At 53.3% G+C, this 23006-nt stretch carries 19 protein-coding genes; 8 read left to right on the top strand and 11 right to left on the bottom strand.

Features of this window, described 5'->3' with window-relative positions; all coding sequences use genetic code 11:
- Positions 1–44: 44 nt before the first annotated feature.
- From WJU16_RS23560 to WJU16_RS23550, 3 genes are read right to left on the bottom strand one after another with little or no spacing between them, the layout of a single operon-like run.
- Complete coding sequence (locus tag WJU16_RS23560) at positions 45–518, bottom strand: hypothetical protein (RefSeq protein WP_341835808.1); 474 nt, start codon at positions 516–518, stop codon at positions 45–47.
- 34 nt (positions 519–552) lie between these two features.
- Positions 553–1035 carry a hypothetical protein gene (locus WJU16_RS23555; protein WP_341835807.1) on the bottom strand — a complete coding sequence of 161 codons (483 nt, stop codon included), beginning with the start codon at positions 1033–1035 and terminating at the stop codon, positions 553–555.
- A gap of 33 nt (positions 1036–1068) precedes the next feature.
- Positions 1069–1833, bottom strand: coding sequence for a DeoR/GlpR family DNA-binding transcription regulator (locus WJU16_RS23550; RefSeq protein ID WP_341838688.1), 765 nt, complete (start codon positions 1831–1833; stop codon positions 1069–1071).
- A 479-nt stretch (positions 1834–2312) separates the two neighbouring features.
- On the opposite strand from WJU16_RS23550, the gene WJU16_RS23545 reads away from it, so the two are divergent.
- On the top strand, positions 2313–5357 hold the full coding sequence (locus tag WJU16_RS23545; RefSeq protein ID WP_341835806.1) for a TonB-dependent receptor: 3045 nt from the start codon (positions 2313–2315) through the stop codon (positions 5355–5357).
- Positions 5358–5377: 20 nt separating this feature from the next.
- The gene (locus tag WJU16_RS23540; protein ID WP_341835805.1) at positions 5378–6961 is read left to right on the top strand and encodes a RagB/SusD family nutrient uptake outer membrane protein; all 1584 of its coding nucleotides are present in this window, start codon (positions 5378–5380) and stop codon (positions 6959–6961) included.
- Between the two features lie 83 nt (positions 6962–7044).
- On the opposite strand, the gene WJU16_RS23535 is transcribed toward WJU16_RS23540, so the two are convergent.
- On the bottom strand, positions 7045–7866 hold the full coding sequence (locus WJU16_RS23535) for an N-acetylmuramoyl-L-alanine amidase (RefSeq protein ID WP_341835804.1): 822 nt from the start codon (positions 7864–7866) through the stop codon (positions 7045–7047).
- A gap of 168 nt (positions 7867–8034) precedes the next feature.
- On the opposite strand from WJU16_RS23535, the gene WJU16_RS23530 reads away from it, so the two are divergent.
- Together WJU16_RS23530 and WJU16_RS23525 are read left to right on the top strand one after the other, a co-directional pair.
- Complete coding sequence (locus WJU16_RS23530; protein WP_341835803.1) at positions 8035–8613, top strand: hypothetical protein; 579 nt, start codon at positions 8035–8037, stop codon at positions 8611–8613.
- A gap of 93 nt (positions 8614–8706) precedes the next feature.
- Positions 8707–10260: a PAS domain S-box protein gene (locus WJU16_RS23525; protein ID WP_341835802.1), complete on the top strand. Its 1554-nt coding sequence runs from the start codon at positions 8707–8709 to the stop codon at positions 10258–10260.
- A gap of 55 nt (positions 10261–10315) precedes the next feature.
- Here WJU16_RS23525 and WJU16_RS23520 read toward each other — a convergent pair whose 3' ends face one another.
- The 4 genes from WJU16_RS23520 to WJU16_RS23505 form a co-directional block, all read right to left on the bottom strand.
- Positions 10316–11743 carry an alpha-L-fucosidase gene (locus tag WJU16_RS23520; protein ID WP_341835801.1) on the bottom strand — a complete coding sequence of 476 codons (1428 nt, stop codon included), beginning with the start codon at positions 11741–11743 and terminating at the stop codon, positions 10316–10318.
- Between the two features lie 71 nt (positions 11744–11814).
- Positions 11815–15939, bottom strand: coding sequence for a two-component regulator propeller domain-containing protein (locus WJU16_RS23515; protein WP_341835800.1), 4125 nt, complete (start codon positions 15937–15939; stop codon positions 11815–11817).
- 83 nt (positions 15940–16022) lie between these two features.
- On the bottom strand, positions 16023–16463 hold the full coding sequence (locus tag WJU16_RS23510) for a DUF983 domain-containing protein (protein WP_341835799.1): 441 nt from the start codon (positions 16461–16463) through the stop codon (positions 16023–16025).
- Positions 16464–16468: 5 nt separating this feature from the next.
- Positions 16469–17335 carry a helix-turn-helix domain-containing protein gene (locus WJU16_RS23505; RefSeq protein ID WP_341835798.1) on the bottom strand — a complete coding sequence of 289 codons (867 nt, stop codon included), beginning with the start codon at positions 17333–17335 and terminating at the stop codon, positions 16469–16471.
- Positions 17336–17518: 183 nt separating this feature from the next.
- On the opposite strand from WJU16_RS23505, the gene WJU16_RS23500 reads away from it, so the two are divergent.
- From WJU16_RS23500 to WJU16_RS23485, 4 genes are all read left to right on the top strand, one after another.
- Complete coding sequence (locus tag WJU16_RS23500; protein ID WP_341835797.1) at positions 17519–18097, top strand: Crp/Fnr family transcriptional regulator; 579 nt, start codon at positions 17519–17521, stop codon at positions 18095–18097.
- Positions 18098–18241: 144 nt separating this feature from the next.
- Positions 18242–18934 carry a type 1 glutamine amidotransferase domain-containing protein gene (locus WJU16_RS23495; RefSeq protein WP_341835796.1) on the top strand — a complete coding sequence of 231 codons (693 nt, stop codon included), beginning with the start codon at positions 18242–18244 and terminating at the stop codon, positions 18932–18934.
- 122 nt (positions 18935–19056) lie between these two features.
- The gene (locus WJU16_RS23490; protein WP_341835795.1) at positions 19057–19476 is read left to right on the top strand and encodes a hypothetical protein; all 420 of its coding nucleotides are present in this window, start codon (positions 19057–19059) and stop codon (positions 19474–19476) included.
- Between the two features lie 574 nt (positions 19477–20050).
- Positions 20051–20554, top strand: a complete 504-nt coding sequence (locus tag WJU16_RS23485; protein ID WP_341835794.1) for an SMI1/KNR4 family protein — start codon at positions 20051–20053, stop codon at positions 20552–20554.
- A 490-nt stretch (positions 20555–21044) separates the two neighbouring features.
- Here the strand turns inward: WJU16_RS23485 and WJU16_RS23480 are convergent, their stop codons facing one another.
- The 3 genes from WJU16_RS23480 to WJU16_RS23470 all read right to left on the bottom strand — a co-directional run bounded on the left by WJU16_RS23480 (position 21045) and on the right by WJU16_RS23470 (position 22999).
- On the bottom strand, positions 21045–21443 hold the full coding sequence (locus WJU16_RS23480) for a GreA/GreB family elongation factor (RefSeq protein ID WP_341835793.1): 399 nt from the start codon (positions 21441–21443) through the stop codon (positions 21045–21047).
- A 56-nt stretch (positions 21444–21499) separates the two neighbouring features.
- Entirely contained in the window at positions 21500–21688 is a 189-nt protein-coding gene (locus WJU16_RS23475) for a hypothetical protein (RefSeq protein WP_341835792.1), read from the bottom strand.
- 306 nt (positions 21689–21994) lie between these two features.
- Positions 21995–22999, bottom strand: coding sequence for an outer membrane beta-barrel protein (locus WJU16_RS23470; RefSeq protein WP_341835791.1), 1005 nt, complete (start codon positions 22997–22999; stop codon positions 21995–21997).
- Positions 23000–23006: the final 7 nt, after the last annotated feature.

Below are 23006 nucleotides of genomic sequence, written 5' to 3'. Positions count from 1 at the left end.
AAGGAATGCGGCGGAACAAGTCAAATAAGACCTACAGACAAACATCATCCCCGGAACCGGCTTTTCCATTCCCGCGCCATCCAGAAAATCCGTAGCATAAATCCAATTTGCAATAGAAAATAAGGCAATGCGAAAAATATTTCATCCTTCGATTCTTTATTCATCACAAAAGTAGCAATCACAGCGATCAATAAAAATGAAAGCAAAACGGCCGGAATAATTGTAAAAGTCAATGCGTACTTCCACCGTGTCCACATCAGAATACTTCCAACGATGTTTCCTCCAAACAAAAGAACAAACGCCACAACGCCGGTAACAACCAACGCATACCCGGCCTCGCTACCGACGATGAACATATTTTTAAACATGGGAATACTTACCCCAATCATCAATAAGTGAAATAATATTAATACACTCATGACAACATGAAACCATGCGGGAAGCAAGCCAGACCTGGGCAACATCAAATGATCCGATTCCGGCAATAAATCTTGTTGAAGTTCCTGCGATGTCAGCATAGGGCAATGAATTTTTTGAAGGTGGCTAAATATTTCATTTTACGACCACCGCCTCCGCCCACCGCTTGCGGATGCGGAAAGAATTCACGATAACGACCGTCAGCACGAGCACGTTTACGATCGAAGTACCGGCGTTCACCAGGCGTTGCATATCACCGATGAAATAACCCACCAGTGAAACAGCATTCAACAGCAGGGAGGTACTGAATATGGGGATCCCCAAACTCACGGCGTGTTTCCATTGAACGCGGTACAGCAGGCTAATGACGATCGTCAGGCCGGATATGAGAAAATAAGCGGCGAACACCACCTTCACGATGGCATTGCCCATACTTTCGGTTTCGATGAAATCCGTATTCAGGTATACGCGCCCGATACCCCAAAGTTCCCTGAAGTGCGTGAAAATGAGTACGGTAAGACAGATCTTGAACCAGGTGGGTAATAATTCAGCACGGGTAGCTACGTGGCTGACATCTTCGTCGTACAGCAGATCTTCCTGATGTTGCTTATCGATCATTCGTTCGGTATAAGGGATGTTGCGGAACGGAAGTTACACAATTACCACTTCAATTCCCATATCCTCGAGCAACTTTACCATGTGCTCGGAGATGCCTTTGTCGGTGATGATCTGGTCCACTTCTTCGAGCCGGCAGATGCGCCCGAAGCCGCGTTTGCCGAATTTGGAGGAATCCGCCAGCACGATAGTTTTCTGTGCGGCGCGGATCATTTGCTGGTTGAGATGGGCTTCGGCGATGCTGGTGGTGGTGAGGCCGAATTCCACGTCGATGCCATCGACACCGAGGAAGAGTTTGGAGCAGGAGAAGTCCTCCAGGATCTTTTCGGCGTAGGGGCCGGCTACGGAAGAAGAGTTATTGCGGATGACGCCGCCGAGTTGCACGACTTCGATTTCGTGGTAGCGGTTGAGCTCGAGGGCTACATTAAGGGCGGAGGTGATGATCATGAGCGGCCCCCTGGGCTGTATGTGTTTGGCCAACGCCAGCACGGTAGTGCCGGAAGCGATGATGATGGCATCGCCGGGTACGATGAGGGAGGCGGCCAGTTTGCCGATGCTGTGCTTCTCTTCGCGCTGGATTTTTTCTTTTTCGTTGACGGGCTTATCGTTCGTATAGGGATTCTGGATAGTAGCGCCGCCGTGTGAACGGTAGAGCAATGATTTATCTTCCAGTAGCTTCAAATCCTTTCGGATTGTTACACCTGAAACATCCAGTTCTTTACATAACTCTACTACATTTACGTATCCTTTTTCATACAATCTGCTCAAAATGAATTTGTGCCGCTCCGCGATATTAATCATTGACATTGGGTATTTATATTTCGGTTAAACGTAGAATTTACGGTGCCGTTCAATTGAAAATCAGTCTTTTCTCCTCCAATAGCCGCCTGGCGATCTCCTAAAATACGGCAGTTTTTCCGAATTCATCACAGTTGATCTGCCGCGTAAGATAGCTTAATATTTTATTAACCCAGCAAAATCAATCACTTACATCACCCAACTTTTACCGGCAAATCTTTAAACGGCTCCTGCCCGGGCTTCCGTACACCGGCTTCATAAAATTCCAATAATTAGTTTCAATTAGTTTGCTTTTGTTTTATTTTTATTAGTTTTGAAGCGAAACGAAACAACATAAAAGCCAAAATCGATATATAACAAAACACTGATACAATCATCCAAATAAAATGAACGTACCACGTTTGCAGGTCTGGAGCCATTCCGGACCGGTATATCAACAGCCAAAGCAGACCACTTAAACAAACACGTTAAAACTCATGCAAATGAAGCTTGTCAAGCGATCCCTCATGCGCCGGCTCCTTACTGCCGCCCTCGGGATCTTCTGCACCGCGTCGATGCCGCTTTCCGCGCAAGACGTGCCCCTTACCGGGAAAGTCACCTCCGCCGCAGACGGCACTCCCCTCATGGGCGTCAGCGTCCAGATCCTGGGAACTTCCAAAGGAACCGCCACCGATGTCAACGGCGAATTCAAAATCTCCGCCCCCACCGGCGCTACCCTCAAATTCTCCTTCATCGGCCACCTTTCCTTCGAAATGAAAGTCGCCAAAGCCGCCGCCATTAACGTGCAGCTGCAGGAAGACGTTCAGAAGCTTAATGAAACCGTGGTGGTAGGTTACGGCACCAAGAAAAAAGCCACCCTCACCGGCGCCGTTTCCATGCTCGACGCGGCCCAGATCGAAAACAGGCCCGTAACCAACGTATCCAACGCCCTCTCCGGAACTCCCGGCTTGTTCGTGAACCTGGGTAACTCCCAGCCCGGCGTCGACCGCTCCACCATCCGCATCCGAGGCATCGGCACGCTCAATAACAACAATCCACTGGTACTGGTTGACGGCATAGAATATTCTATGGACGAGCTCAACCCGAACGATATCGAATCTGTTTCCGTACTGAAAGACGCGGCCGCCGCCATTTACGGTTCCCGCGGCGCCAACGGCGTGATCATGGTGACCACCAAGAAAGGGAAAGGTAAATCCAAAGTGAACTACGGCTACTACCGCGGCTTCCACAAAGCCACCTTCCTCCCCGACGCCATCAACGACCCGATCGTTTACATGCGCACCAAAAACCAGGCGCTCCTCAACATTGGCAAAGCAGCGGAATATTCCGACGCCAATATCAAGGAATATGAAGAAAACATGGCGAAAGATCCCATCACCTACCCCGCCAACGATTGGTACAAGATCGCTGTAGACAATGGTTCCATCCAGAAACACGACCTCAGCATCTCCGGAAGCACCGAACAATACCAATACCGCCTTTCTCTCGGTTTCCTCGACCGCGACGGTATCATGTTCGGCCCCGCCAACCACAACAAAAACTATTCGCTCGGCCTGAACGCCTCCATGAACGTAACCAAACGCCTGAAAGCGGGCATCACGCTCGATGGCTATTACCGCAACTACACGCAGCCGACCTACAATACTTTCTGGCAGGCCATGAGCCGCACGCTGCCCATCCTCACTGATACGCTGGCCGATGGCCGCTATGGCAACTCCTGGCTGAGAACGGAAGGCCGCAACAACTGGGAACATCCCCGCCTGCATGCCTACGGCGCCCTCACCACCAAACTGGTACAGCGCTTCCTGGCCACCGTATTCGCAGAATACCAGCTGCCGTTTGATGTGAAATACACCATCAAGTTCGGCGCGGATAAATACGACGGCCTGCTGACCACCAACACGCCCCGCCTGCAAACCTTCAACCCGAAGACAGGCGCCGCCACCAACTGGAACTCCCCAGCCACGGCGCCCCGCAACGCCAAAACGGACGAAAACGACCTGGCAATCCACTTCTACAATACACTCGACTGGGGTAAAACCTTCAACAAGCATATGGTGAAAGTGATGGTCGGTTCCAGCTACGACAACTATGACAAGGACCAGTTCAACGCCGGCATGACAGGCTACCTCGACAATACCATCACCGCACTCGACGGCGGCCTGGTATGGCAAGCCACCGGCGGCAACACCACCCGCGACGTAATCATGTCGTATTTCGGCCGTGCGGAATATGAATATGATGAGAAATACCTGTTCGAATTCACCATGCGCGCGGATGGTTCTTCCCGATTCAGCAAACAACAACGCTGGTCTCGTTTCCCTTCCGCATCCGCAGGCTGGCGAATCGACCGCGAACCGTTCTTCAACAGCAGGTTCATCAACCAGCTTAAGCTCCGCGTATCAGCTGGCGCCCTGGGCAACCAGGCAGCAGATCTCTATAATAATTATCCGACCGTGGCGCTCGGACAGGACTACAGCTTTGGCGGCACGCGCGTGCCCGGCGCAGCGGTAACCGGCGCTGTAGACCCGAACATGCATTGGGAAACGGCGTATACCTATAATGGCGGCGCGGACGTGAATTTCTGGAACAACCGCATTGGCCTCACACTGGACGCATACATCCGTCGTACCAACGACATCCTGTACCGCACCAATCTTCCTGCGCAGGTAGGCAACCTCGCCGGGCCGATCCGCAACATTGCAACGGTAGACAACAGGGGCATCGAGCTGACCCTGCAATACCGCAACAATTTGCGTGACCTGAATTACAATATCTGGGGCAACGTGTCCTACAATAAAAACGAAGTATTAAGCGTAAACGGCGAATCCCGGATCAGCGGGAGCACCATCGTGAAGGCTGGGCACGCGATGAACTCCTTCTACGTGCTTGAGTCAGACGGCTTCTTCCAGAACCAGGAAGAGATCAGCAAGCATGCCACGCAACCCGGCAATCCCCGTCCCGGCTTCATCCGGTTTAAGGACCAAAACGGCGACGGTGTGATCAATGGCGACGACCGCGTGGTCGTGAACGCCTCCGGCATGGTACCCAAATATACATTCGCATTCGGCCTGAATCTCGACTACAAAGGCTTCTCGCTGACTTCCGCCTGGCAAGGCGTAGCCGGTATCAAAGTATATCCGCGCGCCAACCTGGCCGTTCCCTTCAACAACGGCGCCAATGCCACCTGGGAATGGACCCGCGACACCTGGACGCCCGAAAACCCGAACGCACGCCTGCCCCTGCTGACCATCGGCGACCAGGCTAACTTCACCCAGCTGAACGATTTCTGGCTCCGCAGCGGCAACTACCTGCGTCTTAAAAATCTGCAACTGGCCTACTCCATACCGAAATCGCTCATGGATAAACTGAAAATGACGAAGATCACCGTGTACGCCAATGCCGAAAACCTGCTGACCATCAGCAAGTACAAAGACATGGATCCCGAGTCGCTCGTCAACAGAAACGATTTGTACACTTACCCGATGATGAAGACTTTCACCGCGGGTGTTAACGTAACCTTCTAATCCATATTAAAAACGAAACAATGCAACAGTTGAAAATATGGGCACTCGGAGGATTGATGACGGTCGCGGCTGCCGCCTGTAACACATCGCTCCTCGACGTGAATCCCACCGACAGATATCTCGAAAATACTTTCTGGCAAAATATGGACCAGGCCAATGCCGGCCTCAACGGATGTTACAGCATTCTCCGCAACGACGGCATTTATGGCGGCAAGGGTTCCAACAACGCCACGGCGCTCTGGGAAGAATGCGCCACGCCTAACCTGTACGGCAACACGATGAATTTCGGAACGATGGCCCGCAGCGACCACAGCGCCGCCACCGGAGGCATTATCACTGCCCGTTGGGCGGATGCATACGGCGGCATCGGGCGTTGCAATACATTCCTGGAAAAAGCGCCTTCCGTACCGGGCATGTCGCAGGCCAACCTCGAGCGTATGAGCGCGCAGGCCTTGTTCCTCCGCGCCCTGTACTACTCGATGCTCACCACCTACTATGGTGATGCGCCGCTGATCCTCACCACGCCCGACCCGAATAAAGACGGCTTTCTGCCCCGCACGCCCCGCGCACAGGTATTAACGCAGGTATTCAAGGATCTGGACAGCGCCGCCAAATACCTCCCGGTAAAATATACCGCCGCTACCGACAAAGGCCGCGTGACCAAAGGCGCCGCACTCGCGCTCAAAGCCCGCCTGCTCCTGTTCGAAGCTTCACCGCTCATGAACCCGGCCGGCGACCTGCAGAAATGGAAAGACGCGGAAAACGCTGCCAAAGCCGTCATGGATATCGCCGGGCAAGCCGGTTATGACCTCTTCGACGATTACCGCGCCCTTTTCCTTCCCCAAAACGAAAACAACAAAGAAGTAATCTTCGATGTGCAGTACATGTGGCCGGAACAAGGCAATTCCTTCGACCTCATCTGCCGCCAGTACAACACCAATGCGCCGCTGCTCGACCTCGTTATGGCCTATCCGATGGATAACGGGCTGTTCCCCACGGAAGCAGGCTCCGGTTACGACCCCGCCAAGCCTTACGAAAACCGCGACCCGCGCATGTATGCCACCCTCACCTTCCCCGGCGACATGTACATGGGCAATATCATTGACGATAAACGCTTTGCCATTACCGGTTTCGGGATGAAGAAATTCTCCATCTATGACCGCGATGCGCCCCCTTCAGATAAATCCTCGCTGGTGGGCGGACAGTCGGAAACCAACTTCATCGTGCTCCGTTACGCAGACGTACTGATGATGTATGCCGAAGCGCGCAATGAAACGTCTGGTCCGGATGGTACCGTTTACGCCGCCCTGAAAGAAATCCGCGACCGCGTAGACATGCCCGAGATCGCGGCGGGCCTCAATCCATCACAGATGCGCGAAGCCATCCGCAAGGAAAGAAGGATCGAATTCGCCGGTGAAGCGACCTACTATAACGACATCCGCCGCTGGAAGACCATCGAAACAGTCATGAATTCCGACGCGAAAAAATACAACGGCAGCTTCCTCGAAACACGGAAGTTTGACGTAAAAAGGGATTACTGGTGGCCCATTCCCACTGCGGAACGCGACCTCAATCCCAAACTTGAACAGAATCCGTTCTATTGATTCAATATAGATTGGAGTAACGTGGAAAAAAGCAAAAGCGGAGTGTTCTCACTCCGCTTTTTTCAATGTATGGGTAAGCAAGTCTATAAAGCCTGTTGCATAACACTCATGAGGATCTTCCGGGAGCCGTCGGACAGCGTAGCGGGCGCCGACAGGGAATCCGAGGGCACGAAGTGCCGTTTGAAAGCCTGTATGGCGGCCGAAGTGTCCTGTAAATCGTAGCCGATGACCCGCAGCGCCTGGAGGTTGCTGAAATTGTCGGGCAGGGTGATGCGTGAAGTATCGCCATACCAGATGCCGAAACCTTTCTCCGCCAGGCGGTTCCAGGGGAATAGGACGCTGGGGTCGTTTTTGCGGCGGGGCGCGATGTCGCCGTGGCCGATGAAGTTGATGGCGGGGATGTTATACCGTTTTTTGAGGGTGTCGAGCACTACCAGCAGGCTACGGATCTGCATGCTATCAAAGGGCTCGAAGCCGTTGTTGTCCAGTTCGATGCCGATGGAAGCGGAATTGATGTCGGTGAGGCTGCCCCATTTGGAGGCACCGCCGTGCCAGGCGCGGAGGTAATCGTTGAGCATGTGGTGTACGGTACCGTCGCGGCAAATGACGTAGTGGGCGCTTACCTGGGTACGTTCCAGGGTAAAAGTACGCAGCGTTTGCTCGCAGGAATTTTGTGCGGTGTGATGAATGATGACATAGTTAGGCTTGCGCAGGTTGAAATTGACAGTGCCCGCCCATGCGGGCGGCGCAACGGCGGTAACGGGGATATTGTCGGGCTGGGACCTCACCACACCGGACCATCGTTTGGCTTCAGAACGGTACACTTTGTTGGTGGCTTTGTACGGTTGGGGAGAACAGGCGCCGACGGCCGCTACGGTTGTTACGATCAGGATTTTCTTCCACATCTTTAAATCTACGAAATTTAACACGAACGGTAGTTTATAGGTGTTAACAGGTATTGTTCGGATGATGATTATTTCCGTTCTTTGCCCTATCGTATGAAAACGTTCTTTTGGTATACCCTGAAAATCTGGATCATCGCCGCGTTACCCCCATCGATCTTTATCTTTTATATGTCAGCGGCCATGACCAACGCCACCGCCGCGCAGGCAATGGGCGTGTTTCCGAAAATATTCCTGTATACGGCGCCCTCCGCTATATTCGCAGGGTTCTGTGTGAGCAGGTTATTTCCGGCCGGGATGGGCGTTTATCAGCGCAAGGCGCTTGTCTGGCTTTGCGCCGTAATGGGATTAGTGCCGCTGACGGTGCTGATGCAACAAGACAGTGAGATCATCCTGATTATGCTGTTATTGTACCTATTTCTGACTACCGGCATCCTCCTGGTGAAAACGCCCGCGGCGCCTCCCCTGTTCCGGCAGCTACCGCTGCATGGCCGCCATGTAACGCTAAAGCCCGACAATGAGATGAATCCCTGGCGCGGCATGGTTGTTTCCGGCGTACATGCATTGCCCATCCGCCTGAAGCTCGACCGCAACTCCCCTTATCCCCAGTTGGAAATCCATTCGCTGGAAAACGAAGATATTTTCCATCTTATCGCTGATTATGTACCCGTGCGGGTGAGTGCATGCCTGCCCGGGAAGAACGAGCCCCTCTTCTCCGGCGTCCTCGAAATCGACCACTCCCTCAATTGACGCCGCCATTTATAAATCTTCCCCTCCGAATCCGCAACAAGACCAAATTTTCAGTAAATTCCGGTGTCTTGATCGTCTGATAAACAGCAGAATATGACCCACCTACTGTCGCCAATCCGAACGGTGCTGATTTACTTCACCGCCGGAGTGCTCTGGATATTGCTAACGGACTCGCTCCTGCAATGGCTGGCGGAGCATACCCCAACCATGTTACTCAAAGTGCAATACGCCAAAGGCTTACTCTTCGTACTGCTCTCGTCGCTGCTGCTGTTTTGGTTGTTGTCCAAATCCCGCAGCTCCGTGCGCCGGCTCGAAATGGCATATATCCGCGTGTTCCGCGAAAGCCCCCAGCCCATGTGGATCTATGACCGCAAATCGCTGGAATTCGTCGATGTTAACGATGCCGCCATCCACCTCTACGGCTATACGCTGGAAGAATTCCGTACCATGACCATCTTACAGGTACGCCCCAAAGAAGAAATCCAGAAAGTGCTCGACGTTACCCGCTTTACCACATCCGGTTTTCAGAACTTCGGCACCTGGAAGCATCTCAAAAAAGACGGCTCCCTCATATTCGTCGATATCCGCACCTTCGGTACCCATTACAAAGGCCGCGAAGTGGAAATCGTCAGCATCTCAGACGTAACCGACAAACATATTGCCTTCGAAGCCCTTTCCCGCCAGGAACTGCTGCTTAATTCCATCATCAACAGCACGGATGATCTCATTTGGGCCGTAGACGACCGCAAGCATTACACCGCTTTCAACAACGCCTTCCGCGACAGCATACGCCAGTTCAAAAACCAGGAAGTGCATGTAGGCGGCCCCCTCGTCAAAGGCGACACTGAAGAAGAAATCCAGCGCTGGAACGAATACTACGAACGCAGCCTCGCCGGCGAAGCGCATATCATTGAAGAATCCCTGGAGCTGGAGGATATGGGCCTGGCCTTCGCGGAAATCACCTTCCACCCTATACGCAAACAACAACGCGTGGTGGGTGTTTCCTGCTTTGCGCGGGATATTACCCACCGGAAACATCAACAGCTCAGCCTGCAAAAAGCCCTCGACCGCTACGAAATGGTCACCCTCGCTACCAGCAACGTCATCTGGGATTACGACATGGTCGCCAACACCATGCACTGGAATAACAATCTTTCCATCATGTTCGGCCACCGGAAGGCAGACGATACGGAAAACTGGTGGGAAGCGCACGTCCACCCGGAAGATGCGCCCAAAGTCATCGCCGGTTTACAACAGGCCATCGCCGAAAAACGCAGTACCCTGGCGGCGGAATACCGCTTCCTCTGCGCCGACGGCAAATACCGCTATGTTTTCGACAGGGTATACGTCATGTACAACGAAGCAAACCAGCCCATCCGTATGATCGGCGCCATGGAAGACATCACGGATAAGAAAACCTACATCGAGGAACTGCAGAAAGTAGCCCACATGAGCTCCCACAGCCTCCGCCGCCCCGTAGCTTCCATGCTCGGCGTGGTGGGCCTCATTAACAAAGATAATCTCACCGATCCCGCCAACCTCCCGCTATTGGCCGGTATTGAAAAAATCGCCAAAGAAATGGATGAGATCATCCATACCGTTGCGGATAAATGCAACCGGATTTTCAAGGTAGTGGAGGATAAGTAAAAGCCCCCGCGCCCGGGAGCCTCACTTATTTATCAACGTTACTTTTCTCAGGCTATCAGGTTCTCGCGTCCTGGTATTTATCGGCGGCTTCCGAAGCTTTCGCCGTTTCCAATACGATTACCCGCGGTTCGGTCATCTTTCTATCTGTAAAATGAATGAAGTATTCGTTCTTCGCAATCTCTTCCACGCGGTAAGCCTTGCCGCCCGCTTTGGCAGACAGTATCTTCACATCACCCTTCACCTTCACTTTCAATAACCCCGACACCGGTTTGTTGAAAACGATCATATTCACATGGGCGCTGCCGTTCTTTCGGGTGAAATAACCCCAGTCCTGTTTCTCCCATCCGGCGTAGCCGCAATCCCAAATCACGGGGCCGTTTTTCTCCATCCATTTGCCGATGAACTGCGCGATGTGGCGCTCTTCATTCCGGAAACCCCCGTTGCCGTCGGGCCCGAAATTCAACAAAAAATTACCGCCCATAGACGTGGCGTGCACCAACATTTCCAGCAGCTCCAGCGGCGATTTGACGTGCGAAACGGTCCAGTCGCGGTGGTAACCCCACTGATTTTCGGGCACCGTCATACACGCTTCCCAATCCCATTTTGTGACCTGCAGGTCCTTCACCGGATTGGGCAGGCGGCGCTCATAACCGGATTCGTAATCGCCCATCAGCTGGTTGTTGGAATCGAAGTGGCGCTTCCCGAAGTCATCGGCGCGCAACCGGGAATTAACGATCATGCCCGGGCGGACGGATTTCAGCATCTGTTCCGCCTCCAGCGTCCACCAACCGTTTTTCTTGATGGAACTGTCCCAGGTACCGTCGAACCAGAAAGCTTTCACGGTGGGATAATTGGTGGCGAGCTCCTTCAGCTGGTTGCCGGCGAAATCGAGGAAGCGGCGGAAAGCGACGCTGTCTTCGGGGGATTTGATATCGTAGCGCCAGTCGGGGTGATGCCAGTCGAGCACGGAATAGTAAAAGTTAACGTCGATCCCTTCAGCATTATACGCATCCACCAGTTCCTTCAGGATATCCCGGCGGAAGGGGGTGTTGCTGATGTTGAAATCGGTGAATTTGGTGGGCCAGAGGCAAAATCCTTCGTGATGCTTGGTGGTGATGGTCATGTATCTGGCGCCCATTTGCTTCGCCATCTTCGCCCAGGCGCGGGCGTCGAATTCCCGCGGGTTGAACTGGTACATGAGCGAATCCCAAGTGGCCGTGGGGATGCGGGCGCTGGATTTCAGGAATTCTGCGGCGTAATTGTACGTTTTCCCGTTCCAGACGCCGCCGGGGATGGCGTAAAGGCCCCAGTGGATGAATTGCCCGAACCGGTGGCTCCTCCATTGCTGCATGGCTTCGTCGGTGCGCATGCCCGTGTATTGGGCCCCGTATCGCAACGGCACGGGTTGCTGCGCCTTTGCGCTCCCGGCCAGGGCGAGGGTAAGCGCGAGTGCGGTGATGGTTTGTTTTATATGGCTTATCATAAGTACCAAAAATAACCGCGTATGCTTGCCGGAACACCCTTCATTTGTAGCAATTATACCGGACGAATAGATCAATTCCCTTTGCCCGCGGCGCCCTGCTGGCGGCTGGCGGCGTATTCCTTCGGGGTACTGCCGAATTCCGCCTTGAACCACTTCCGGAAATAATCCACGTCCGAAAACCCGACCATGTAGGCCGCTTCCGTGACATTATGACCCGTTTGCAACAGTTGCGCCGCCTTCTTCAGGCGGTAACTGCGGATGAATTCGATGGTGGATTGATTGGTGAGGGCTTTTATTTTTCGCAGCAACGTGATCCGACTGAGGTTCACATCACGGGCTAGCTGCTCTACGTTGAGCGTCGCCTCCATGATATTATCGTCGATAAAGCGCATCACTTTGGCCAGGAACTGCTCGTCGGCCGAAGTGATGGTGATATTGGAAGGCTGCAGCGTGACGTCGCGGCTGTATCGCTCCCGCAACAGGGCGCGCGACACGAGCAGGTTATGCGCCCGCAGCTGGAGCAGCCCGATATTGAAGGGCTTGGTCACGTAATCGTCGGCGCCGGTTTCCAGGCCTTCCATCTGGAAAATGACCGGGCTGCGGGCTGTTAACAGGATAACGGGGATATGACAGGTCCGCTCGTCTCTTTTCAGTTGCCGGCAGAAGTCCGTGCCGCTCATCCCCGGCATCGTTACGTCGGAAATGACGATATCCGGGAGTACGCTGGTGGCGATGCGCCAGCCTTCCTTGCCGTCGTGCGCTTCGTGGACAGTGTACAGCTCCCGGAAATGCCCCGCGATGAAGCCCAGCATCTCTTCGTTGTCTTCCACGATAAGCATGACAGGCCTCCCCGCCCCCGCGTCCCCTTCTTCGTCTTCGGCTTCATCCGGCAATACGGGTTTGGCGTAAGATTCCTCTCCCGTATTCCCCGCTAACCGCTCCCGGAGCGGATATGCATCGGGGCCTGCAGGCAGGCGGATGGAAAAACAGGTCTGTCCCGCGTTACTTTCCGCCGCAGGCGTACTTTCCACGGTAATAACACCGCGGTGCAGCGCTACGAGCCCTTTGGTAAACGCCAGCCCGATCCCTGTGCCACCCACTTCCCTGTCGGGCGCGTCGAAGTGCTGGAACATGTCGAATATCTTGCCGATATGCGCTGTGGGAATCCCTGCGCCATTGTCTTCCACTATCAGCAACAACCGGCCGTCATCCCGCTTCACCGACAACCGGATCCTGCCGCCAGCCGGTGTGAACTTGAGCGCGTTGGAAATGAGGTTGTACAGCATCTTCTCCACCTTGTCCCGGTCGAGCCACCACGGCATCTCCGGTTCCTGTGCGGAAAGCGTGAGCCGTACCCCGCGCTGCCGTGCATAGGCGTCGAAAGACAGCACCACTTCCCTGACGAGCTGCACCGCATCCTGCTCCATCACCTGCAACTGCATATGCCCCGCCTCCAGTTTCCGGAAATCGAGGAGCTGGTCGGTAAGACGGAGGAGCCTTTCGCCGCTGCGCTGCATGAGCAGCAGCTGGTTCAGCAGGCGGGCGTTGCCTTTCTCCTGGTCCACCAGCTTGTCTAGCGGCGCGAGGATCAGCGTGAGCGGGGTTTTGATTTCGTGGGAAATATGGGTGAAGAAGGAAAGCTTCCGCTGGGCAAGCTCCCGGTCCTTCTCCCTTGACCGCTGCTGCAATTGCAGTTCGTGCCGGAGCCTGGCGGTTTTGAGGGAATACTTCCAGCAGAAATATAAAATCGCGCCGGCCGCAAGGATGTAGAACAGCCAGGCGTACCAGGTTTTCCAGACAGGCGGCAGCACGGTAATTTTCAATTCGGTGTACCGATCATTCCAGAGGCCGTCGTTATTAGCGGCTTTCACTTTAAACACGTAATCGCCCGCGGCGAGATTGGTGTAGGTCGCCTGCTGCTGGCGGCCCACGTAATTCCATTCCGGCGTGCCGGGGAGGCCTTCCAGCGTGTAAGCGTACTGGTTGTTGCCGGGACGGATATAATTGAGCGCCGCGAAACCAATGGTAAAATACGCCTGGTCGTGGCTGAGGGTGATATGTTTTGAATAGGTGACGGCTTCGCTGAGGGGAGAATTTTTACCGCCGATTTCTACCGGCTGGTTTTTGATGAGGAAAGACGTGAGCACCACCGGCGGCGGCACCGGATTGCTAACCAGCGATTCCGGCGAAAAATACACCACGCCCCCGCTTCCGCCGAACATCAGCTGGCCGGTGGTGGTCCGGCAGTTGGCGGCGAGGAACTCAATGGCGCTGCTGCCGCTTTGCATGGGATAATTCCGGATCTCCACATCTTCCTTCGCAAAAGGACCGGCGGCTTTGCGGAGCACGAGCCGCGTGATGCTCCTGTCCTGCGAAACCCAGTAATCGCCCCGCCCGTCTTGCTGGATGGCGCGCACGATATTGGAAGGCATGCCGTAAGTGGAATCGATGGTATGGAAGCTCCCCCGTTGTTTATCGAGGACCTTCAGGCCGTTGCGGGTACCGATCCAGATCTGGCGCCGGTCGTCTTCATACAGCGCCACAATGGCGTTTTTGTTGAACACTGAATCGAATTCGAGGGCGTAATTGATGAAAGTATCGCTCCCGGCAGGAAGGCATGCCAGTCCAGATTCAGTGCCCGCCCATATCGCGCCGGCATGGTCGCGGATGATAACGTTGATATCGTCGAATACGAGGCTTTTCGCGTTTCCTTTCTCATGCCGGTAATGGGTGATCTTACCATCCGCATCCATCCGGAAGAGCCCGGCCTTGGTGCCTATCCATCTGCGCGGGCCGTCAGTAATCACGCTGTAGGCCACTTCATCGAGGTTGTTTTGCGGCGTTTCTTTCAAAAGATGGCGCTGCATGCGGCCGGTGAGGGTATGGTAACTGTAGAACCCGTCGAGCGTGGCGATCCAGAGCACATCCTGGTCGTCGAGGCAAATGCCCTTCACCATTTGTGGATTGATATGATGCTCCGGCCCGTGCCCCACACGGACATGCCGGATTACCCCCTGTCCCCGGTCGTAATAATTGACGCCCCCACCTTCGGTACCGATCCAGAAGCGACCGTGGCGGTCTTCCACGATGCTGCTGGTAACGCGGTAGCTGAGACCGGGCAGCGGGCTGCGGCGGTCGGAAATAAAACTGAAATTATTGTTACCGGGATGCAGGATACTGGCCCCCGCGGAGAAGGTACCAATCCAGACGCTGCCGGCGTTGTCTTTCATAAAACTGAGAATGGAATTGGAACCGATAGACGCGGGATCGGCGCCGTTCACGGTATAATTCTTCACTGCCGACCGGTCGCCGGCCACCACGTACACGCCGTGCCGGGTCCCAATCCAGGCATTCCCGTCATGAAACCCGATGGCCCGCACCATTTCGCTGCTCACAGCTTTGGCGCCCGAACCGGAATGGAAGTTCTCGCAGCTGTCGGTAGCGCGGTTCCAGATGAGCAATCCGTCTTTGGCCGTACCGATCCAGAGGTTCTGCGCGCTGTCTATCTTCAGCGACTGGAGCGTGCTTTTGTTATAGAACGCGTTCCTGGCGAGGCTCTCCGGGATGGGAAGCATCCGCTTCGTTTCCGGGTTGTAACGGCGTACGCCGGAATAGCCCCCCAGCCAGAGGATCCCTGATTTATCTTCCGTGATATAATTCAGCTGGAACTTCCCTTCTTTCGCATGGATTTCCTTCACCAGCCGCTGCGTTTCCTCGTCATAGCGCAGCAGCCCCAGCGTGGAACCCGACCAGATGCGGCCCTTGGCGTCTTTATGGATGGATTTCACATACCGGTAAGGCACTTCGGTTTCACCGTCGAAGGCTTTGATGCGGTAGAACTTTTCGCTGCGGGTATCGAAGCGGTCGAGCCCCTGGTCGCTGCCGATGAGCAGGTTGCCGGAAGCGTCTTCCTGGATGGAGAGCGGATCGTTGCTGTGGATGGAGTAGGGATTGGCGGGGTTGTAAGCGAAGTTGCGGATAACGTATCCGTCGTACCGCGAGATGCCCAGGCTGGTACCGAACCAGATGAAACCTTTGCTGTCCTGGAACATGCAGTAAACGGAGCTTTGGGGCAGTCCCTGCGCGATGCCCAGGTGCGAGAACCGCACGTTGTTTTGCTGGGCGTTCCCCTGTTGGCACATCACGCCCGTCATCAACAGGCAGCACCACATCATTTTCCATAACCGCATCATCATACCGAAAAGTAATAACTGCGCGGGATTGGCACAAGATGGCAGGCGCGAATGCGCGTTTACAGGAAGAATATGTTAAAATCCTACTACTGCACCGATGTGCGGACCGGCAGGCGGTTCTGGCGCCAGTTGCGGTCGTAGTAGACGAAGAAGTAGAGCCAGATCGTGCGGCTGAGGCGCATGAGCAGGGGCTGCATGACCACGAGGAGAATAGCGTTAACGCCCAGCCAGTAGAGCACGCTGTTATCGTGCAGGCTGAACCCGAGCAGCACCCACCAGGCTACGAAGGTGGACACAGACAGGGCGATGGACAGGGCGTAGCTTACGTATCCTGTTCCGAAGAAGAAGCCGGTTTCCGGCTCGGAAGGCTGGCCGCATTCGGGGCAGTGCTCGTTCATTTTCATGAAGGAGCCAAGTTTGTAGGGATTGGATTCCACGAAGAGGCGGCCTCTCCGGCAGCGGGGGCATTTGTTTTGCAAAGCGCTGAGGATCACATTGGGCTTATGTTCGTTTCGTTCGGCACACATATTTTTCAGTTTAGGCTTTTTCTGAATTCTTCGGGCGACTGCCCCACATATTTCCGGAAGAACCGTGAGAAGTAGCTGTTATCGGGGAAGTTGAGTTCTCCGGCTATTTCGGCTACGGTTTTCTGTTCGTTGGTGAGTAGGCGCTTGGCTTCGAGCAGCACGCGCTCCCGGATGATCTCGCCGGCCGTTTTGCCGAGAAGGTCCTGGCAGAGGGCGTTGAGATGGTTGGGCGTGATGTAGAGCTGTTCGGCGTATTCGCGGGGCAGGCGCAGGGAACGGTAATGGCGGTTGATGAGCGCCATGAAGTTCCGCAATACGAGCTGCTTCTGTTGCGGCACGCCGGGCTCCCCGTCGCGGGCGATGTGGCGGTCGGTTTCCAGGAACAGTTGTAGCAGCAGTGCGCGCACGAGATCGGGCTCGTTATCGGCCCCGGCCTGCAGAATCTGCTCAAATACCGACTGTATGGCATCGCGTAGCTTTTCCGGCACTTCCATCACCTGGTCCGGGCTTTGCCCCGAAAAGAACGGGAATCGGTCGAGGTAATCGGGGTTGGCGAGGAAGGAACGGAAGAACGCGGTGGAGAAATGCACCACATACCCCTCGGTTTCCGGGCCAAGGTGCCAGGAATGGACCTGTCCGGGCGTCATGAAGTACAGCTGCCAGGGCTCCACGGCATACCGGGTAAAATCCAGGGTATGGGACCCGCTGCCGCCGGTAAAAAGCACCAGGTGGTAAAACGAGTGGCCATGCTGCTGGTGGACGCGCTGGTAGTTCTCCTTCAAATAAGAACCGAGGCGCTCGGTGAGCAGGTCCGGGTGCTGGTGACCGTCTGAAACAGTGCAGATATCGTATACCGGGATGGTTGCTTTCATGACATCACAAAGGTACGACCTGGCTGTTTGCGGTACTTTTCACATTTGGGGCTTTTATGGTATTTTTTACCGGTGACAGCAAAAAAGGGGATGATAATTATCATCTTTTCGGTACTAAAGCGCTAATAAGCACAAATACTGCTTCCGGACGACAGGGAAATTTTCACTAAATTGAGGGCAGATATGGACATTAGGACCCGACTTCACCAGCATTTTACCCAGCTTGTCCCGCTTACCGACGACGAGTTCGAATACATCTGGTCTCACTTTTCCCTCAAGAAATTCAAAAAACGACAAACCCTCATCCAGGAAGGCGATGCTGTCAAATTCCATTACTGGGTCCATAAAGGACTGATCAAATCGAGCCATACCGACGAATCGGGCAAGGAGCATATCCTGCAATTCGCCATGGAAGACTGGTGGGTATCCGATTACCTGGCGCTGTACAACCACACGCCCGCCACGCTGACCGTAGATTGTATCGAAGACAGCGAGGTGCTGGTGCTTTCCGACGACGACCACCAGAAGCTGGCGCGCGAGATCCATGCATTCTCGAATTTCTTCCTGCTGAAGAAAAAGGGCGGATATGTAGGTTTACAGCAGCGGATATTGCTGTTGCTGTTCAAGAATCCCCGGGAGCGCTACGAGCGTTTGCAACAGTTGCAACCCAAACTGATGCAGCGGGTGCCTAAAACCCTGCTGGCGGCTTACCTCGGTGTATCGCGCGAGAGCCTGAGCCGGTTGTACCAGGGCGAAATGTGACCTGGCTCACATAAAAGCCCCTGTTGTGCGGGGGATCACAGCATTTTAGTGCGCTACCGCAACATTTGCGTTACTGCGCTGTTCTAATTTTGTATTGTCGCACCGGCGCCGATACGACGATTCGCACACGCAAAAAGCACTAATATGAATGTCCTCAAAATTCTCATTGTACTGACCTCCCATAGCCAGTTGGGCGACACCGGGCATAAGACCGGTTTCTGGGTAGAAGAATTCGCGGCCCCTTACTACGCCCTGGCCGACGCCGGCGCGCAGATCACTATCGCCTCACCGCTGGGCGGTCAGCCACCCATCGATCCCAAGAGCGAAGCCCCCGAATCGCTGACCGACGCTACACGCCGGTTCTTCGCAGACAAGGATTTGCAGCAAAAACTCTCCAAAACGATCCCCCTCAGCCAGGTAAACGCCGCCGATTACGACGCAGTATTTTATCCCGGAGGCCACGGCCCGCTGTGGGACCTCACGAACGATAAAAACTCTATCGCGCTCATCGAACAATTTTATAACAACGGCAAGCCCGTAGCCGCCGTGTGCCACGCGCCCGCCGTGCTGTTGCACGTCAAAAAAGCGAACGGGGAACCTTTGGTAAAAGGTTTGAAAGTGACCGGCTTTTCGAACGCCGAAGAAGAAGCGGTGCAGCTGACGAAAGTGGTGCCCTTCCTCCTGGAAGACGAGCTGAAGAAAAACGGCGGCACATATAGCAAAGGGCCCGATTGGGGCAGCTACGTGCTGAAAGACGGTTTGCTCATCACCGGCCAGAACCCCGCATCGTCGGAAGAGGCCGCGAAGCGGCTGTTGGAATTGCTGAACAGGAAATAACCCGTTTCGGGTTTCATACTCGGTTGATATGCCCGGAGGTTTAGGCCTTCGGGCTTTTTTATCAACTTGACTGCGCCTTCCGCCTATTTCCGTATATTCAGCAATAAACCACTCCCTTGCCTATGTTAAAGATCATCCGATTTGCGCCTTTATGTATTTTATTCATCCTCTCCATTGTATCATGGTTTACTATTGCTACTACTGAAGCCACGGCACAATGGATGCATTACGTCGGGACAGGGCTATTATTGATAACTATTGTCGCATCCTTTATTCATCCCCGCATCGGTAAAGTACTGACCGGCGTTACATTGCTACTAACAACCTTCAAACTGGCTGCATTTACGAGCACTATAACGACAATATCGTATTGGTTCGGCCCTATTACATTTCCGAAGTACCAACCGCTGGGGCTGGGATTGCTTGTTTTGTTTGTCATACTCCATTTCAAAGCGATCCTGCGTTTCCTGAATATCCGTACCCCGGATGCAATAGCAGCGGAACAGGCGAAAGCAGAAAATGACAATATTGTACAATCATGAACGGATAATCGGAAACCTACTGAATAATCGCAACATGCAACTCGAATTACCCATCACACAACCCACAAAACAGGATACTTATACTTCCCCTGTTGGGAATTGGCCTCATCATCCTTATTTTAACGCTCTTCGATCTTTTTCCTTTCTCGGAAACCAGGGCTTTATGGGTAATAGTGGGAGTAGTTTGTCTTGCAGTAGGAAGTAATATAACCTATGGGTTTGTGAACAAGGTGAGCTATTATCAACAACTGTATGGCCCAAAAACTCGAAAAAGAAGTTGAAATTCAGGGTCAATATTAATAGCAAATCTTATGAAGGAAATTCGTTGATTGAAGATACCAATCAGGCTGGCAATGTAATTTGTATCGTATACCTAAAAATATGGCCTGCAATGCTCCGGCCTGTTACCTACTTTGATGAACAAAACCTATGTAAGTGTAAGTAGGGATATCGGCAAGCGAATTACGGAATCTATCAAACTGTTACAAGGATGTGCGCTCAACCATTCCCATTTACCCACATGACATAAAAGAAGAAATAAATCCTATCTTTCCGGCAAATCTACCCCGCGCACATGTTTACCACCGCCGATATCGTGAATGAACTGGAGAAATTCTCACCGAATGTCCTCATCGTCGGGGATCGTATACAAGACGACCGCATTTCCTCATTTGAAGACGCCCATCACCTCCAACTTCCTTCCGAATACAAAGAACTGATCACCGGGTTCAACGGCCTGGAGCTCCCCGGCAATACGATCTTCGGGATCGGCGACAACGGCTTCCCGGAAACGCTGGAAAGCGTATACGACCGCGAGCATAGCCAGGTGGAAAGCCCCCAGCCCGGTTATCTCGTCCCCTTTTCCACCGATGGCAGCGGCAACTTTTATTGCTTCGATACCCGCTTCGTAGCCGACGATTCTACCGACTGCCCCATCGTGTTCTGGGAATCCAATCTATCCTCCCCGGAAAACGACCCCGAACTGGTAAACGAAAGCTTCTATGAATGGATGATGGAAATATTCATCAGCTGGACGCTTGACCTGATACATCATGACGGCAGCCCGAATGATCAATAGCAAGTTAAACGCGCCGAAACATGAAGATTTTTGGCTGGTTACATTAAGCAAAGATGGTATTCAAAGTATTTTTTTATTACTACTACTTATTATACACCAGGATCATCCCTGATGTTTCACCTTACTTTACGAGTGTTTTCGTATTTGGTATATTGTGCTCATTCCTTGTTGTAGGCATTACGGATGTAGTCGCTATTAAGATGTATTGCACAAGCATTGGCAAATATTGGATGTTTGGCATTGCCGCATGTTGCCTGTTGATGAGTTTCCTGTTGTATTTGAGGTATGGAAAAGGGGAAATAATAGCAACTGAGAAACCGCGCTTTTGGGGTAATCATTGCGCAAGCCTGGCAATTGTTCTCATCACTTCATTAACTGTAATGTCCTGGATGTTTTGGGGAGGAATATACACCCGGAATCTGCTTGCCAATTGTTTGTAAAACGGGCGCCTCAACAGGCGCCCGTTATTGTAAATTTCCAATTAGAGCTATCAGTCTCTTTCGTTAAATACTTCTTTGATCGTAAACTTCTTCTTCCCGCCCGGCACCTGCCACATCACTTCCTGGCCTTTGCCGAACCCGATGAGGGCTACGCCTACAGGCGCCATGACGGATATTTTACGTTGTTTGATATCGGCTTCTTCGGGCAACACGACCGTTACCTCCATTTCTTTGGGGCGGTCCGTTTCCTGGATGATGACGCGGGAATTAAGGCGTACCACGTCTGCAGGGAAAGCTTCCTTGCTCACCAGCTTGCCCTTCCTGAAATCAGCCAGCAGCGATTCCACGACCGCGGGACCGAAGGCACTTTCCCTCGCACCTTCCTGCAGGCAGGCATGGATCACATCGTAGTCATCCTTCCTGAATATAGGTTGCTGTTTCTTTTGCATGGTGTAAAAGATTTAATAATGAATTATATATGTAATTGTATTTCCGGCGCGGCTTTTCAAGGCTTCGCACCAGGCTTTTTAAACATTCCGGTTATCAATACGATCAGCAGCAATGGCAGGGATATATACAAAGCCCGGTACCAGCCCGCATTATTCAACAGCCCCGCGCGTAATATCAGCGCGTTGGCGATTAGTAAAACGAACAAAATCATGCCGCCGATGGAAACCTCTTCTTGATTTCGCATCCGAGCAATTCAATTAAGTATCGAATAAAAGCAGTAAGAAAAACCCCTGAACCCGGAGAAACGCTTAATGGTTCAGGGCAAGCGTATTGAAGTCCTTAAAATTTGAGAAGTAGTATAACTTCTTGCAGAAAGTGCGGAAAGACACGCTGTTGCAGGCATACGTCACCCCCGCAACCGGTCTGTAACTCCGGGCACTTTTCAATCTGGGCTGTATGGTCGATCCTGACATAGGAACAAATATACTAAACTTTTTGGGGAAGAACAAACCGGCGGCGCCCATTCCTGCGCGCCACCGGTGTAAAATGCCTAAAACTTGATCCGGACGCCCGCATTCAGCCCCAAACCGCCAATATTGATATATGACTTCAGATCGTTGGCAGGGGCATTATCGTTCTTATAGTTCGTTTGCGCCTCCGTGGAGCCCGTGGGCGTATTGGAATTTTCGTCCAGCACCGTTACATACGTGGTATACCGCTCCGCATGGCTCAGATCGTTGATCCCCCGCCCCGGCAGCTGCTGCAGCACCTCGCCCGATTGCACATTCACCACGTTATTGGTTTCGCTGTATTTCGTTACCTCCTTCTCCTTGCTGCGCACCGGCACGTTCCGGTATTCTGCTTCGGCGAAGATGTCGATCCGCCGCGAAACATTGTAATTGAAACCCATCGCCCCCTGGAACCCGAAAGTAGGATTGGGCTTGATCTCCTCCGTCCGCATGATATCCGTTTTCACCATCGTGCCGGCAGGCAGCGGCACCCCGGCCGGACGGCTCATCCGCATAGCCTCGGTTTCAATAATCAGCTTGCCCCACAACGGCACCACAAACCCAAACCGCACATACGGGTTGAACTTCTCGTATCCCGGGCTCAACACCAGGCTCGGCGCGAAGTCTATGGCATTCACATGCCCGTCGGACTCAATCCGAGCCGCGTCTTTATTCAATCCATCAAAAACACTCACATTCCGCGTCATGAGGTTCTCCTGGCTGTGGAAATAGTTGAAAGTCCCTTCAATGGCTACGTGCTTGTTGATATTATACCCCACGGTAAGGCCGCCCCGCAGCCCCTCGCCGTAAGACCCCGTCAGCACCCGCTCGGACACCTCCGTTACTGCGCCCGTGGCCGGGTTCACGGTATTACGGATATCCCGCGGAGGATATGGTCCTACATCCGGGAATTGTCCGGGCGAAACACTGAAAAAATATCCGCCCGCCACTTTGAGATACATTTTTTTGGGAAAATTCTGGGCCTGAACGCCCTGGGCCAACAATAATGCCGCCATCCCCAGGATTGCATGGTACATCCGGTTCATATGCGTG

The sequence above is a fragment of the Chitinophaga pollutisoli genome (assembly GCF_038396755.1).
In the GTDB taxonomy this organism is placed as follows: domain Bacteria; phylum Bacteroidota; class Bacteroidia; order Chitinophagales; family Chitinophagaceae; genus Chitinophaga; species Chitinophaga pollutisoli.
The sequence above is the reverse complement of the archived record's forward strand: the minus strand, read 5'-3'. Positions and strand labels throughout refer to the sequence as shown.